Origin of the sequence: Acinetobacter sp. AOR34_HL (genome assembly GCF_027854795.1) — a bacterium.
In the GTDB taxonomy this organism is placed as follows: Bacteria; Pseudomonadota; Gammaproteobacteria; order Pseudomonadales; family Moraxellaceae; genus Acinetobacter; species Acinetobacter junii.
This window is the reverse complement of record NZ_JAKTID010000042.1, coordinates 1-13,800: the sequence shown is the minus strand read 5'-3', so window position 1 is coordinate 13,800 and position 13,800 is coordinate 1. Positions and strand designations below refer to the sequence as shown.

The following is a 13,800-nucleotide window of genomic DNA, read 5'->3' as shown; positions in this document are numbered from 1 at the left end:
GGTGGTGTTTCAAAAAGTATGCTGGCGTTAAACAAATCCGTTATTAAGGTAAAAGAAAGTCAAATCAAAGGCTTTAAAATGATTTTCGAGCTTTTTAGAAAAGTTGCAACTTCTCCTAAATCCACGCCTGATTCGATGACGAATTCTACAGTTGTTACCTTCAATACCGACGGTAAAAAACTTACCGATCACTTGCTTGCAACATTGAAATGCTGTGATAAAACTATCCCAGGGATCACTCGCAATTCGAGCATATTGAACCCCAAGCTTTTTAAGTCTAGCTTTAAGACGTTGAACCGTTGCTAAATCCCGCTTACCCCAAACATAAGCAACAATTTCTCCAGATTCTCGATGGTAGGCATAAATAAGCCATTGTTTATTTTTCTTATTCCCTACAAAAGTCCAGAGTTCATCGACTTCAAGACATTCGTAGTTGCTTTGTTTAGGCTGAATCTGATAGATCGATTCACTTAAGGTTCGTAATACCTTGCCAATGCTGATACGCTCGACTTCAGCAATATCTCTTACACCGTTTCCTCTGACCATTAAATGTAATATCTTGCCGGTAATACCTGAGTTACACCCTTGATAGCTTAATGCATGATCACCAATAAACTGACGTTTGCAATCTTTGCATTGATGGTTTTGTTTCCCATCTACTTTGATGCCATTTCTCTTTATATTGTTACTTAGACAGGTAGGACATTTGATTTGTAGCGTTATTTTCATACCTCTATTTTATCAAAAGCCATATTGTTTTTTTCAGCATACTTTTTGAAACACCACCAGATTTTCTACTAGTCAGGCTGAGCCAATTACTGAATTAGAGTTTTTTTTAAAAGAAAAAGTTGTATATTTCCATGAGTTAAATGAAGAGGAATGATTATGGGTTTTAGTATTGTTGATAATAATTTGGATGAAATTATTACAAATAACAAAAAAATAGTACTGTTAAAATCGAATTATACAGTAGACCTTTAACAAGTGGAGAAATAAAATTAGCGCAATCAATATTTTAAAATACTATAGATTACACTAAAGTAAAAATTTTTAAAGGAAGTTATTTTTCTTTTGATTTGCAGAATGAAGATACATTTGTAACGCCTAATGGTAGTATTTTTATTATGGAAAAACATTTTAAGACGGATTATAGTGCTGCTAGCGATGATTATAAGAAGATTTTTTTACATGAGTTAGGTCATGTATGGCAACATAATAGAGAATTTAGTGTTTTGATCAGGGCTAGTGCTGTACAAGCATGTGATGCAATGACATTAAATTACTATGACCCATATGTTTATAATATATGGGAAAAATCAACAGTTGCTGAATATGTGAAGCATAAAGTTGTTTTGAAAAGATTTTTGTATTATAACTTGGAGTCTCAAGCGGAAATTTTTTCAGATTACTGGGTTCTGGTTAATAATAAAAATTTAGCTTTAATGAAAAAATAGAATAAGAAAAATAATATTGATGGATGTTCAATTCAAGAGGTGTTAAATATGTATAGATCAAAAATAAGTCAAGTGATGGATTAGGTGGGTGGTGAGTATCTAAGATGAATAAAATATTGAGATTGACGGTTTTTTTTATATTGCTTTCGGCTTTTATATCTTTTTATTGGATTAAATTTAAGAGCGATAAATTTATATTTAATTCCTTTGTCGATGGGGGAGATTTAGTATTTAGTATTTTTGAAAATGAAGAATATGTTTTTGGTTATGAAGTTAATAGTTTGGAAGTTTTGGATAAGGGACATGAATAAAAAGCAATATATGAAGTAAAGAACTTGAACAAAGAACTTAACCAAATAAAAATTTTAAATTTTAAAGAGAAAAATATACTTCCCAACCATGCTTATTATTTGTCTTTTTCCTATAGTGGTGGGAAGGGAGAGCCTGGAGTTGTTCTTAAGTCTATTAATTTTTGTATAAAAAATAAAAAAGTTATTAATAGTGGTGATATGGATAATGATAGTTTTATTTCTGATTGTCATAAGTAAATTAAAATTTCAGGCGTTATATATTTGTGTGTAGTAAAATTTATATAGTATTTTTACTCACTTTGTTGTTAGGTTGCAAAGAAAAGAAAGTGGAAGATTTTAAATATGAGTTTTATGGTAGTAAGCTATGTGCTCTAAAAACAAGTGATATGAAAGCAGCTAATGAGTTTGGACGGTTAGATAGTTCATTTAAGTATAAGGAAAATATTTTTGATGAAGAATTATCGGCTGATATATATGAAGAAAGTTTAAAAAATTTATCTAATAAAAAAACTAAGTATATTTTCTGTTTGGACTCATCGAAAGTAAAATATAGTAGTTTAGAGACGCAAATTAGACTGGAGATTAAAAAAAGATAATTTTTTGAGACAATACGTATTTATAAATTGTTTATACTTGTCGGGACGTGATTCTAAGTCGAATCTATCAAAAAATGAAATCATTGAATGTAAATAAAGTGGGAAGGGCTATGAGTGGTAGTCAATATTGATTGTCTTTTAGATTTTAAATATGAATAAATATACTTTATCTGTTTTTATTATTCTTGCATACTTAACTGGTTGTAATCCTCAAGGTAAGGATCTTGAGGTAAAAATCAAACACAATCAACTATGTGTATTTACAAATAATTCTAAAACCTATTATGGCCTTGATAATACGTTCCTGATTTATTTAGGAAGGATCGACTACAATAAAGGTTTTAAAAGTACTTATGAAAAGCTATACACTAGAGCCCCTCTACCTATAGATGAAAAAAATGTGTTGCAATACCATTAAAAGAAATTGAACGTAATATTGCTTACGAAATTATTTTAGATACAAATAAAAGCTTTCATAGAAGTATTTGTGTTATGGATAAAGATAATAAACTAGAAATTAGATATGTTGAGCCAGAAAAATCAACTTGTGATTGATTCAGGTTCTATCCTTAGATATTAGAATAGGTTGAAATGATTTAATGAAATGTTTGTGATGCTGCTATATTGATAAAAAAGATTTATCCTTATAGATCTGATGTTAATAAGCATGAAGCAGAAAATGGCACATCTTTTGCTAATACAACTATAAGATAGCTTTATTCGCTATTATTTAGAAATAGACAAAGGCGTCTATTCAGCATCATTCGGTTGATGTTTGGATAGGCGTTTTTTTTATTTCAGAAGGAAAATTGCAGTTTATCGTTATATTTTTCGGTAAATAACGATTGATTGAGAGAAAAGTTGATCTTGATTAAGCTAAGTTTTGCTCATATCACAAAGTATGCAGTGCTGCACTAAAGTGGTTTGAGATTAATTTTTTGCACCAAATGATGATCTTGATTCCTATCGTTAGATCATTGAGCTTTAAAAACACATGACTATGAAGAAGAACAAGGCTAGCGAATTTTTGTTTTTAGTGTATCTTTATTAAGCGATATGTTCGCAAGAATATATCGAATTATGAGGATGAGGTCGTTCCATTGGTGATGATACAAAAATACCGATATGCATTGGCTATATGCGTTGGCCTATTTAGCCACACACAAGCATTTGCGGTTGATAAAGTTACAGTATATGCAGCTGCAAGTTTAACCAATGCGATCAATGAATTAGATGTGATCTATGAGCAGAAAAATAAAGTTCAAATCCAAACATCTTATGCAGGTTCATCAACTTTAGCCAAACAAATTGAAGCAGGTGCGCCAGCTGATATTTTTATATCAGCAGATGTTCAATGGATGGATTATTTGCAAAAAAAACAGTTGGTATCGGCAAATGATCGCGAGAATTTATTGGGTAATCGTTTGGTAGTGATAGCTCCTAAAGCTCGTCCAATCAAATTAAAAATAGATAAAAGTTTTGATTTCACTAGGGTTGTTCAAAGTAAATGGTGTACAGGTGATACTAAGAGTGTACCTGTTGGAAAATATGCAAAGCAGGCTTTGACGTCGATCGGTTGGTGGGATAAGGTTTCAACTCGTCTAGTGGAAACAGAGGATGTACGTGCAGCCTTAAACTTTGTGGCACGTGGTGAATGTCAGTTAGGGATTGTTTACGCTACTGATGCAGCGATCAGCAAAAATGTCGTCATCATTGGAACATTTCCAGAAAATACCCATCAACCTATTATTTATCCAATAGGTTTAGTAAAGAAGAATACAGAGTCAATGAAATTCTATAAGTTTTTACAAAGCAGTCAGGCAAAAAAAGTATTTAAAAAATATGGTTTTAGCGTACTTAAGTAATTAAATGATGATTCTGACTCCTGAAGAACTTGAAGTGTTGCTACTGTCATCTAAAGTGGCAGCAACATGTTTGATTGTGAGTTTAATCCCAGCAATTTTGATTGCTTGGATTTTAGCTAGGAAAGAGTTCTGGGGTAAATCACTATTTGAAACACTGGTTTTCTTACCTTTAGTGTTACCACCAGTTGTACCTGGTTATTTGTTACTTCAAATTTTTGGCAATCGAGGCATCATAGGACAATATCTAGCACCACTAGGATTGGAGTTTGCGTTTAATTGGAAAGGGGCGGTATTGGCATCTGCGGTAATGGGCTTTCCTTTACTCGTACAATCAATTCGATTGGCGATTGAACTGGTGGATCAGCGTTTAGAAATGGCTGCAAAAACTTTAGGGGCTTCTGCATTCGGCACGTTTATGCAGGTAACTTTGCCACTTGCAAGTAGCGGAATTTTGGTGGGAAGTATTTTATGTTTTTGCCGAAGTTTAGGTGAGTTTGGCGCAACGATTACCTTCGTGGGGAATATTGCCAGTGAAACACGGACTTTGCCTTTAGCCATGTATAGTTTGATGCAGCAACCTGATACTGAAGCAGCAGTTTGGCGTTTAATAATCTTATCCTTATCCGTAGCTTTCTTTGCACTATGGTTTGCGCAATGGTTCAATCGTTATCAGAAAAATAAACGTGGTCGTTAAGCATGATTGATTGTCATATCCAACTTACTCAAGGACAATTTTCTCTAGATCAACGCTTTCAATCCGATCAGTCTGTGATTGGTTTATTTGGAGCTTCAGGTTCAGGAAAAACCACGATTTTGCATAGTATTGCTGGATTGATTAAACCCCAATCAGGTTGGATTAAAATACAGAATCAAACATGGTTTGATCGGGCACAGAACATTAACCTGAGTACACAACAGCGTCGGATTGGTTTGGTATTTCAGGATGCACAGTTATTTCCTCATAAAAATGTAATGCAGAATCTATTGTTTGGCTTCAAACATATTCGCCCCGAGCAGCAACAGTTTGAACTCGACTATATTGTTGAATTGCTTAAATTGGATCATTTAACTGAAAGAATGCCGATTAAGCTCTCAGGAGGGGAAAAACAACGTGTTGCACTTGGGCGTGCCTTGCTGTACTCACCACAATTATTATTATTAGATGAACCACTTTCTGCTCTTGATTCCGCGCACAAAAAAGAGATTATTCCTTTCTTTCAAAAAATCAAAGCAGAGATAAAAATTCCGATGCTGTATGTGAGTCATGATAAATCAGAAATCGAACAACTCACTCACGAGATTTGGTATCTATAAATAACGTTGTAATAAAGCAAGAAACTTTTCTATTTCTTCTTCATTAATATGTTCAGCATCCTTTAGTACGTGTTCTTTTAAGTGTTGTTCAATTAATTGATTCATTAAACCATTTACAGCACCTTTAACCGCAGCGACTTGCTGTAAAACTTCGATACATGAACTCTCTGGATTGGTTAATGATTTTTCAACCGCGGTAATTTGTCCTTGAATGCGCTTCACTCGATTAAGAATTTTTTTGTCATGGTGTAGATGAGACATACATTTTTCCTGAAAAAATATATACTGAGGGGGAGTATATTTTAAAGTTAAAGCAAATGCAGCATACTAACCTAGAAAGACGCCATTCTCATCAATTTGATCAGGGAAATCCTTTAGCCCAGAAAAAGATTTTGATCGCCACAATTTTGACCGCTGTGATGATGATCTTAGAAATCTTAGGTGGATGGATTTTTAATTCGATGGCATTACTAGCTGATGGTTGGCATATGAGTTCCCACATGCTAGCACTAGGTTTGGCTTACTTTGCTTATCGAATGGCTCGACAGTATGCAAGTGACTCCCGATTTAGTTTTGGAACATGGAAAATAGAAATTTTAGCAGGCTATAGCAGTGCTATTTTATTGATGGTCGTTGCGCTACTGATGGGGATTCAGTCGATTGAACGATTATTTAATCCCGTTACGATTCATTTCAATGAAGCGATTCCAATCGCGGTTGTAGGTTTAGTTATAAACTTGGTCTGTGCATGGTTATTACATGATGGTGGACATGAGCATCACCATCATCATTCACATGATCACCATCACGATGATCATCAACATACACACGATCACCATCATCACCATGATTTAAATCAAAAAGCCGCATTTTTGCATGTAGTGGCAGATGCCGTGACTTCAGTGCTCGCAATTATTGCTTTATTTGCTGCAAAATATTTTAGCTGGAATTTTCTAGATGCCTTGCTTGGAATTATTGGTGCATTACTGGTTGCCAAATGGTCTTGGGGATTAATTCAAGAAACAGGTAAAACCTTATTAGATGCTGAAATGGGACACCCTGTGGTACAAGAAATAAAGGATGTAATTGCCCAACTTCCACACGTAGAAATCACAGACCTACATGTATGGAAAGTTGGGAAAGGCAAATTCTCTTGTATTTTAGGATTGGAAACATCGATAGCTGATTTGACTCCTGATCAAGTCAAACGTGAGCTATCCATACATGAAGAAATTGTGCATGCCTCAGTTGAGATTCATCATATTTAATATTTCTGAGACTGAAGCTAGAGTCGAATAACTCAACTCTAGCTTAATAGTTTAAACAAAGAGATATAGGATCAAACCACAAAGTGCTGAAGCAAAGATCACGTAAAGAACATTAATCTGAAATTTAAAGAGTGCGATCATCGCTGCAATGGTAATGATTGCCGCTTCGTAATTAAATGCATGATCAAAACCATTTGGCCATAGCACGTGATAGCTAAAGAATAGAGCAAGATTAAGAATGACACCTACAACAGCAGTGGTAATTGCGGTGAGTGGAGCAGTAAATTTAAGTTCATTATGAGTGGATTCAATAATCGGAGCACCTGCGAGAATGAACACAAAGGAAAATAAAAAAGTAAACCATGTAACAATGACAGCGCCAAATGCACCCGCCAAGAATAGATGATCTGCACCTAACAAGGCATGATTAAAGCCCCCTACAAATCCAACGAATGCAACCACCATAATCAGTGGGCCTGGGGTACTTTCACCTAATGCCAGTCCATCAATCATTTGGGTTGGACTGAGCCATGCATAATGATTCACCGCACCTTGATACACATAAGGTAATACGGCATAAGCTCCACCAAATGTCAGTAATGCAGCCTTGGTAAAGAACCATGCCATTTGGGTATAAGCATGTTGCCATCCTAAGCTCATGGTTAAACTGATGATTGGGATACACCATAATAATGCTGCAATAACGAGGATTTTAGTCAGTTGAGTCCAACGGAAAATAGCATGTGCAGGAGGAGGCGTATCATCATCAATGAGGGCTGCGCCATAATGTTTTTGCTTGCTTTGATGAGCACTTTGAGCTGCAAATAAATGCGGTTGTTTTTTACTCAGTAAATAGCCCAGTATCGCAGCACTCAATACAATCAATGGAAAGGGAACATTGAAGAAGAAGATTGCGATAAAAGCAGCAGCGGCAATCAAATATAAGAAATTATTTTTGAGTGAACGACTGCCAATACGATAGGTTGCATGAAACACAATCGCCGTGACCGCAGGTTTGATGCCATAAAATAATCCAGCAATAATCGGCACATCACCAAACTCAATATAAATCCATGATAGGGCAATCAGAATAAATAAAGAAGGTAGAACAAACAGAATGCCTGCAACTAAGCCACCTGCGGTTCGATGCATCAACCAACCAATATAAATGGCGAGTTGTTGTGCTTCAGGGCCAGGTAAAAGCATGCAATAGTTGAGTGCATGTAAGAATCTTTTTTCAGAAATCCAACGTTTCTGTTCGACCAGTTCTTGGTGCATCACTGCGATTTGACCTGCTGGCCCCCCAAAACTAATAAAGCCTAATTTCAGCCAAAATAAAAAGGCTTGCCAAAAAGAGATGCTTACTATGGGGTGGTCTGGTGGGTTGATCTGTTGTTGTTGCATGACTATTCTCGAAAAAAATTGGCATATAAGCCATCAAAAACGTAATTTGATAATTCTAATAATTGCTGATCATCTTGGATTTTACTTCTTAATCCCTGAATCACTTTCTCAATTCCAATGGCCTCAGGCGGTTCAATACCTCCTACATCAAGGAAATGCACAATCTCCGCAATTTTCTTTAATGCAGGTTTTTGATGCAGTGAGAAGCTATGCAACAGCACTTCAAAGGTAACCAAATGCTCAATATGGCTAAACGTAGCGCCATCAAAGTCAAAGCCTAAAGCAGATGATGGGCAGTCTGTCGGCGCTTCTAACCATAGGAATGTTGCATGAGGGTCAATAAAGTTTTGAATGAGCCAAGCCGAGGCTAAGCGGTCAATCCAAGGTCGTTTTCGGGTTGCCCACACTTTGTTTTGAAAGTTTTCTTGCAGTAGAGTTTGGATATTGCCTTGGTTCATCTGAGGTTCATTGATTTCGCCTAGACGTAGAATAATTTGTTCAAGGCTATTTATTTCATTACTGGTCTGTGTTTTGGCTTCGGTTGGGAAAAAGTCAATTTCAATGAGTGAATCAAGATTTTTGCGTAATTTACGAATCTGTTTTAGGGATTCTTTTTTATTGATTTCATTTAGATTTTCTCTTAACCCAATCAATTGCTGATACAGCAAATCATATTCATCTTGGCGACTAAACATTTCAGCCAAATTGAGCTGTTCTGTCGAAGTCGTTTGAAAAATATAGGCTGTACCATGCTCTGAAATGAGGTCATTCGCGATTGGCGTAAATTTTTCTGAATGCTCAGCAGGTAAGAGGTAAACACCGTCTCTGAGTGTTGCTGCGCCACTTGCTTTAATTGACCGCCATACTCGCATACGGGCAGTGGTGCTTTGAGTGGGTAGTGATGAAATGAGTAATGATATATTCATGTAATATACTCAACAAATTTGTTATATATATTACATATAAATTTAATTTTATAAATCTAAAAAATGCATATGCTCATATGTTTTATACAGAAGCGATTTGAAAAATAGATGACAGGAGTCCAATTATTTTGATTTCTTTATCTTAAAAAAAATATAAACAACGCATTTTTTCTTATTTTTAATCATAAAGTGTGACGCATACCATAAGCCTATATTGTTGAAAGATCATCTAATTATGGGCATCAAGAACTCTAAGCCGCTAATTGTTACAGCGATCGTCCTTGTGGCGATTGTTGCTTTTATTGTCTATCAAAATCAAAAAGATGCTACATCTGTTCAGTCTAAAAACAACAAAGCATTGGTGATTGCCTATCAAACAGGTGTTGATCCGACCAAGGTTGCACAGGCAAATGGAGAATATGAACGTGATACTAATCAAGCAATTCAATGGCGTAAATTTGATGCTGGTTCAGATGTAGTTAATGCATTGGCTTCGGGTGATGTTGTGATCGGCAATATCGGCTCTAGCCCTCTAGCTGCTGCTGCAAGTCGTGATTTACCGATAGAAGTCTTTCTGGTGACAGCAAAATTAGGCGGTTCTGAGGCACTAGTGGTCAGCAACAAATCAGGCATTAAAAACCCGCAAGATTTGATTGGTAAAACTATTGCTGTGCCATTCGTTTCAACCACGCATTACAGCCTATTGTCAGCACTCAAGGATTGGAATATTGCGGATAACCAAGTCAAGATTATTAACTTACGTCCGCCAGAAATCACAGCAGCTTGGGAGCGTGGTGATATTGATGCGACCTATGTTTGGGAACCTGCCTTAAGCAAAGTTAAAGCGACTGGTCATGTCTTAACAGACTCGAAACAAGTCGGCGAGTGGGGCGCACCAACCTATGATTTATGGGTGGTTCGTAAAGATTTCGCTGAAAAAAATCCTGAGTTCTTAAAAGCCTTCGTGAGAACCAGCTTAAAGCAAATTGAAAGCTATAACCAAGATCCTAAAGCATTTGAGCAAAATGCTGACAATATTCAGAAAATCGCACAATTGACGGGTTCTGATGCCAAAGATATTCCATTGCTTCTTTCAGGAAATATATACCTTGATCGTCAGCAGCAACAAGCCACTTTATCGGGTGAATTTGCAGAGAACATTTTCGATACAGCCACTTTCTTAAAAAGCCAAGGCAAGGTGGATCAAGTAAAACCTGACTATCAAGCCAATGTCACCACTCAATTCTTACAACCATAGGAGATCGAAATGAGCGTATTAGCTGCTGAGCATCTTCATTTAACTTTTCCAAACCAGACCGTGCCTGTATTGCAAGATATTAATCTCAAAATTGAAGAGGGCACTTTGACGGTAATTTTGGGTGAGTCGGGTTGTGGAAAAACCACATTACTGAATATTTTAGCTGGTTTTCAAAAACCAAGTTCAGGACAGATCAAACTTGATGCTGAAGTATTAACGACACCTGATGCTCGCCGTGCAGTGGTGTTCCAAGATCATGCGCTATTACCTTGGTTAAATGTCTCTGAAAATATCGGTTTTGCTTTACAACTTAAAGGTTTAAAAGAACAACATATTCATCAGCAAGTAGAATCCATTCTGAAGATAGTAGGTTTGAGCCATGTTGCACAAGCCAATATTTGGGAACTGTCAGGTGGTATGAAACAGCGCGTTGGTATTGCACGTGCCTTGATCAGCCATGCAGCCTTTATTTTATTAGATGAACCTTTTGCTGCGCTGGATGCATTTACCCGTGAAACCATGCAGCAGTTGGTGTTGGATTTATGGATTAAACAAAATAAATCTTTTTTCCTCATCACCCATGACATTGAAGAAGCGTTATTACTCAGCAATCAACTGGTATTGATGACAGCTCGTCCAGGAAAGATCGTTGAAACTTTAAAACTAGATTTTGCAGAGCGTTATAAGCAAGGCGAATCGATTCGAACAATTAAATCCGATCCAAAATTTATTCAATTACGTGAGCAATTGTTTGAACGCCTACGTGTACAGAAACAAGCAGGGTATGAGGTGACTGTATGACGGGACAAGCAAAAAATACAGCCTATGAGCTAAGTAACACAGCAGAATTTGCACAAATTGAGCCGAAAAAATCAGCTTCAGGACGAAATGCTATAGGTGATTTTTTCGCGCGTCATCGTAGTTTGGTGCTGAGTTTATCGAGCGTTATCAGTGTGCTGGTGATCTGGTATTTGATCACTGCTTTAAAAGTTGTTCCAAATTTGTTTTTGCCAAGCCCACAAGCGGTATGGCAAAAGTTTCTTGAAGTCAGTCAACAAGGCTTTATGAAAGCGACTTTATGGCAACATTTAGCCGCCAGTATTTCTCGTGTCTTATTGGCTTTAGTTGCTGCAATTGCAATTGGTGTGCCTTTAGGTTTATGGATGGGTTTGAACAAATGGGTGCGCGCGGTACTTGATCCTTTGGTTGAGCTGTTACGTCCGATACCACCTCTAGCCTATTTGCCATTATTGGTGATTTGGTTCGGGATTGGAGAAACCACTAAAGTACTTTTGATTTTCTTTTCAATCCTTGCACCAGTCATTATCAGTAGCACTCATGGCGTAATCAGTCATCAGCTCAATCGTGAGCGTGCAGCCTTATCTTTAGGCGCAAGCCAATCGCAAGTGTTTTGGCATGTGATTCTGCCGACGGCCTTACCGCATATCTTAACGGGTATTCGTATTGGTTTAGGTGTGGGCTGGTCGACTCTAGTGGCTTCGGAATTAGTTGCAGCAGATCGTGGTATTGGTTTTATGGTGCAGTCAGCAGCTCAATTCTTGATTACCGATACTGTGGTTCTCGGCATTATTGTTATTGCGATCGTTGCAGTGAGTTTTGAGTTGTTTTTGCGTTGGTTACAGAAGCAACTCTCTCCTTGGTATGGTCAACAGTTATAAGTGTGAGTAGTAGAAGATGACGTTAAATATTGAAGTGATTAAACCAACCATTGGTGCAATTATTCACGATGTTGATTTAAATACGGTTGATGAAAATACCACACAACAAATTCAACAGGCTTTGCTTGATCATCATGTAATTTTCTTCCGCAACCAGCAGCTTGTACCTCAGGCTCAAGCTGAACTTGCACGTGGCTTTGGTTCTTTACATATTCATCCTATTTTCCCGACAGTAGAAAATGTGCCTGAAATTATTGTTCTAGACAGTTGGAAGCAAGATTTACGTGACAACGAGCTTTGGCATACTGATGTGACTTTCAGTCAAAATCCGCCATTAGGGTGTGTCTTGCAAGCCATCAAGATTCCACCTGTAGGTGGTGATACATTGTGGTCGAGTGGAGTAGCCGCATTTGCTGCATTGGAACAAAGCTTGCAACAAAAGTTAAAAGGTCTAACGGCTACACATGATATTCGTCAGTCTTTCCCGATTGAACGTTTTGCGCATAATGATGTTGAGCGTAAGAAATTGGAAGAAACCTTCAAACGTAATCCACCCGTTGTTCATCCTGTAGTGAGAACCCATCCTGTGACAGGACAGTCGATTTTGTTTGTGAGCGAAGGTTTCACCACACGTATTAATGAGCTAGATGAATCAGAAAGTGCTGAGTTATTGCAATATCTATTCGCCCACGCGACTCATGAGCAGTTTCATTTACGTTGGCAATGGCAAGAAGGCGATGTGGCGATTTGGGATAATCGTTGCACACAGCATAAGGCTTTATTTGATTATGGCGATGCACATCGGATTATGCACCGCGCCACCATTAATGGTGATGCACCGTTTTATCAAGCTGCAAGTTAATTAGGGTGTGTTGACACTTTTAGCTTAAAAAAATAGCGAAGTAGTAAAATCAAATCGCCAAACCCAATTTTACTATTCGCTATGCCTCGTACCATGCTGACAGATCAACACTGGCAAAAGTTGAAAACTATTTTGCGTAATTTATCTATTCATCACAACTCAAATTTACGTAATTTTATTGAAGCTATTCTCTATAGAATTAGAACAGGCTGTCCGTGGCGAGATATTCCTTCCTATTTCGGTCAATCAAACTCTATTTTCAAACGTTTTAATCGTTGGTCAAGCAGCGGTAAGTTGCTTAGATTATTCAAATTATTAGCATCATGCCCCGATATGGAGTGGATTTTTATTGATGGCTCTCACGTACGTGCTCATCAACATTCTGCCGGTATAGCGAATCAATCCATTTCTAAAAGTGTAGGAGGAAACTCCTCAAAAATACATTTGATTGTTGATTCACATGGCAATCCTATTGATTTCATGATTACCGATGGCACTACACATGACATCAAAGTTGCACCTGATTTAATAGCAACATTAGATTTAAAAGAGACAGAAGTGGTATGCGCAGATAAAGGCTATGATTCAGAACCACTGCGTGAGCAGATCAGAAAAACAGGAACAAAAGCGAATATACCAAAGAAAATAAATAGCCAATCGAACAATGATCATATGGACTGGTATTTATATAAAATCAGGCATTTAGTTGAAAATATGTTTTGTAGATTAAAACAATTTAGAGGGATAGCTACTCGATATGACAAGCTCAAAAGAAATTATCAAAGTGCTGTTGCCTTAGCCTGTATATTTTTATGGCTACCTTTATAGGTTTAATTATGAACAGTAAATGTCAACAGACCCTA

The 13,800-nt window shown here is 37.0% G+C and carries 17 protein-coding genes and 1 pseudogene; 14 read left to right on the top strand and 4 right to left on the bottom strand.

Features of this window, described 5'->3' with window-relative positions; genetic code table 11:
* Positions 1-27: 27 nt before the first annotated feature.
* Positions 28-729 (bottom strand): IS1 family transposase, encoded by a 702-nt coding sequence (locus tag MKL32_RS06835; protein WP_262579462.1) that lies wholly within the window; start codon positions 727-729, stop codon positions 28-30.
* 395 nt (positions 730-1,124) lie between these two features.
* Here MKL32_RS06835 and MKL32_RS06830 point away from each other — a divergent pair, with 395 nt between their 5' ends.
* The 8 genes and pseudogenes from MKL32_RS06830 to MKL32_RS06795 all read left to right on the top strand — a co-directional run bounded on the left by MKL32_RS06830 (position 1,125) and on the right by MKL32_RS06795 (position 5,540).
* Complete coding sequence (locus tag MKL32_RS06830; protein ID WP_270900342.1) at positions 1,125-1,454, top strand: hypothetical protein; 330 nt, start codon at positions 1,125-1,127, stop codon at positions 1,452-1,454.
* A gap of 104 nt (positions 1,455-1,558) precedes the next feature.
* On the top strand, positions 1,559-1,765 hold the full coding sequence (locus MKL32_RS06825; protein WP_270900341.1) for a hypothetical protein: 207 nt from the start codon (positions 1,559-1,561) through the stop codon (positions 1,763-1,765).
* A gap of 24 nt (positions 1,766-1,789) precedes the next feature.
* On the top strand, positions 1,790-2,002 hold the full coding sequence (locus MKL32_RS06820; RefSeq protein WP_270900340.1) for a hypothetical protein: 213 nt from the start codon (positions 1,790-1,792) through the stop codon (positions 2,000-2,002).
* A gap of 26 nt (positions 2,003-2,028) precedes the next feature.
* Positions 2,029-2,361 (top strand): hypothetical protein, encoded by a 333-nt coding sequence (locus MKL32_RS06815; RefSeq protein WP_270900339.1) that lies wholly within the window; start codon positions 2,029-2,031, stop codon positions 2,359-2,361.
* 151 nt (positions 2,362-2,512) lie between these two features.
* Positions 2,513-2,916 (top strand): annotated as a pseudogene (locus MKL32_RS06810) (NF045616 family extracytoplasmic (lipo)protein).
* 551 nt (positions 2,917-3,467) lie between these two features.
* Positions 3,468-4,226 carry a molybdate ABC transporter substrate-binding protein gene (modA, locus tag MKL32_RS06805; protein WP_270900343.1) on the top strand — a complete coding sequence of 253 codons (759 nt, stop codon included), beginning with the start codon at positions 3,468-3,470 and terminating at the stop codon, positions 4,224-4,226.
* A gap of 4 nt (positions 4,227-4,230) precedes the next feature.
* Complete coding sequence (gene modB / locus MKL32_RS06800; RefSeq protein WP_004952841.1) at positions 4,231-4,920, top strand: molybdate ABC transporter permease subunit; 690 nt, start codon at positions 4,231-4,233, stop codon at positions 4,918-4,920.
* Between the two features lie 2 nt (positions 4,921-4,922).
* Entirely contained in the window at positions 4,923-5,540 is a 618-nt protein-coding gene (locus tag MKL32_RS06795) for an ATP-binding cassette domain-containing protein (RefSeq protein WP_270900338.1), read from the top strand.
* Here MKL32_RS06795 and MKL32_RS06790 read toward each other — a convergent pair.
* Positions 5,535-5,801 (bottom strand): metal/formaldehyde-sensitive transcriptional repressor, encoded by a 267-nt coding sequence (locus tag MKL32_RS06790; RefSeq protein WP_270900337.1) that lies wholly within the window; start codon positions 5,799-5,801, stop codon positions 5,535-5,537. The two genes, MKL32_RS06795 and MKL32_RS06790, sit on opposite strands and share 6 nt — an antisense overlap.
* A gap of 56 nt (positions 5,802-5,857) precedes the next feature.
* Here MKL32_RS06790 and dmeF point away from each other — a divergent pair, with 56 nt between their 5' ends.
* Positions 5,858-6,808: a CDF family Co(II)/Ni(II) efflux transporter DmeF gene (dmeF, locus tag MKL32_RS06785; protein WP_099948278.1), complete on the top strand. Its 951-nt coding sequence runs from the start codon at positions 5,858-5,860 to the stop codon at positions 6,806-6,808.
* A gap of 51 nt (positions 6,809-6,859) precedes the next feature.
* Here dmeF and chrA read toward each other — a convergent pair whose 3' ends face one another.
* Positions 6,860-8,212 carry a chromate efflux transporter gene (chrA, locus tag MKL32_RS06780; protein ID WP_270900336.1) on the bottom strand — a complete coding sequence of 451 codons (1,353 nt, stop codon included), beginning with the start codon at positions 8,210-8,212 and terminating at the stop codon, positions 6,860-6,862.
* A 2-nt stretch (positions 8,213-8,214) separates the two neighbouring features.
* A complete protein-coding gene (locus MKL32_RS06775; RefSeq protein ID WP_270900335.1) occupies positions 8,215-9,138 on the bottom strand; it encodes a chromate resistance protein ChrB domain-containing protein in 924 nt (307 codons plus the stop codon).
* A 217-nt stretch (positions 9,139-9,355) separates the two neighbouring features.
* Between MKL32_RS06775 and tauA the strand changes: the two genes are divergently transcribed.
* The 5 genes from tauA (at position 9,356) to MKL32_RS06750 (ending at position 13,765) form a co-directional block, all read left to right on the top strand.
* Complete coding sequence (tauA, locus tag MKL32_RS06770) at positions 9,356-10,396, top strand: taurine ABC transporter substrate-binding protein (RefSeq protein WP_270900334.1); 1,041 nt, start codon at positions 9,356-9,358, stop codon at positions 10,394-10,396.
* 9 nt (positions 10,397-10,405) lie between these two features.
* Positions 10,406-11,197 carry a taurine ABC transporter ATP-binding protein gene (locus MKL32_RS06765; protein WP_270900333.1) on the top strand — a complete coding sequence of 264 codons (792 nt, stop codon included), beginning with the start codon at positions 10,406-10,408 and terminating at the stop codon, positions 11,195-11,197.
* Positions 11,194-12,075: a taurine ABC transporter permease TauC gene (gene tauC / locus MKL32_RS06760; protein WP_270900332.1), complete on the top strand. Its 882-nt coding sequence runs from the start codon at positions 11,194-11,196 to the stop codon at positions 12,073-12,075. Before MKL32_RS06765 ends, tauC begins: the two co-directional genes overlap by 4 nt.
* A gap of 16 nt (positions 12,076-12,091) precedes the next feature.
* The gene (tauD, locus tag MKL32_RS06755) at positions 12,092-12,937 is read left to right on the top strand and encodes a taurine dioxygenase (RefSeq protein WP_270900331.1); all 846 of its coding nucleotides are present in this window, start codon (positions 12,092-12,094) and stop codon (positions 12,935-12,937) included.
* Between the two features lie 81 nt (positions 12,938-13,018).
* Positions 13,019-13,765: an IS5 family transposase gene (locus MKL32_RS06750; RefSeq protein WP_004912080.1), complete on the top strand. Its 747-nt coding sequence runs from the start codon at positions 13,019-13,021 to the stop codon at positions 13,763-13,765.
* Positions 13,766-13,800 lie beyond the last annotated feature (35 nt).

Coding starts and splice junctions, on each gene's coding strand:
- MKL32_RS06835 (WP_262579462.1), bottom strand. CDS start 729: ATGAAAATAACGCTACAAATCAAATGTCCTACCTGTCTAAGTAACAAT.
- modB (WP_004952841.1), top strand. CDS start 4,231: ATGATGATTCTGACTCCTGAAGAACTTGAAGTGTTGCTACTGTCATCT.
- MKL32_RS06775 (WP_270900335.1), bottom strand. CDS start 9,138: ATGAATATATCATTACTCATTTCATCACTACCCACTCAAAGCACCACT.
- MKL32_RS06795 (WP_270900338.1), top strand. CDS start 4,923: ATGATTGATTGTCATATCCAACTTACTCAAGGACAATTTTCTCTAGAT.
- MKL32_RS06765 (WP_270900333.1), top strand. CDS start 10,406: ATGAGCGTATTAGCTGCTGAGCATCTTCATTTAACTTTTCCAAACCAG.
- tauD (WP_270900331.1), top strand. CDS start 12,092: ATGACGTTAAATATTGAAGTGATTAAACCAACCATTGGTGCAATTATT.
- MKL32_RS06825 (WP_270900341.1), top strand. CDS start 1,559: ATGAATAAAATATTGAGATTGACGGTTTTTTTTATATTGCTTTCGGCT.
- MKL32_RS06750 (WP_004912080.1), top strand. CDS start 13,019: ATGCCTCGTACCATGCTGACAGATCAACACTGGCAAAAGTTGAAAACT.
- MKL32_RS06830 (WP_270900342.1), top strand. CDS start 1,125: ATGGAAAAACATTTTAAGACGGATTATAGTGCTGCTAGCGATGATTAT.
- modA (WP_270900343.1), top strand. CDS start 3,468: ATGATACAAAAATACCGATATGCATTGGCTATATGCGTTGGCCTATTT.
- MKL32_RS06790 (WP_270900337.1), bottom strand. CDS start 5,801: ATGTCTCATCTACACCATGACAAAAAAATTCTTAATCGAGTGAAGCGC.
- dmeF (WP_099948278.1), top strand. CDS start 5,858: ATGCAGCATACTAACCTAGAAAGACGCCATTCTCATCAATTTGATCAG.
- tauC (WP_270900332.1), top strand. CDS start 11,194: ATGACGGGACAAGCAAAAAATACAGCCTATGAGCTAAGTAACACAGCA.
- chrA (WP_270900336.1), bottom strand. CDS start 8,212: ATGCAACAACAACAGATCAACCCACCAGACCACCCCATAGTAAGCATC.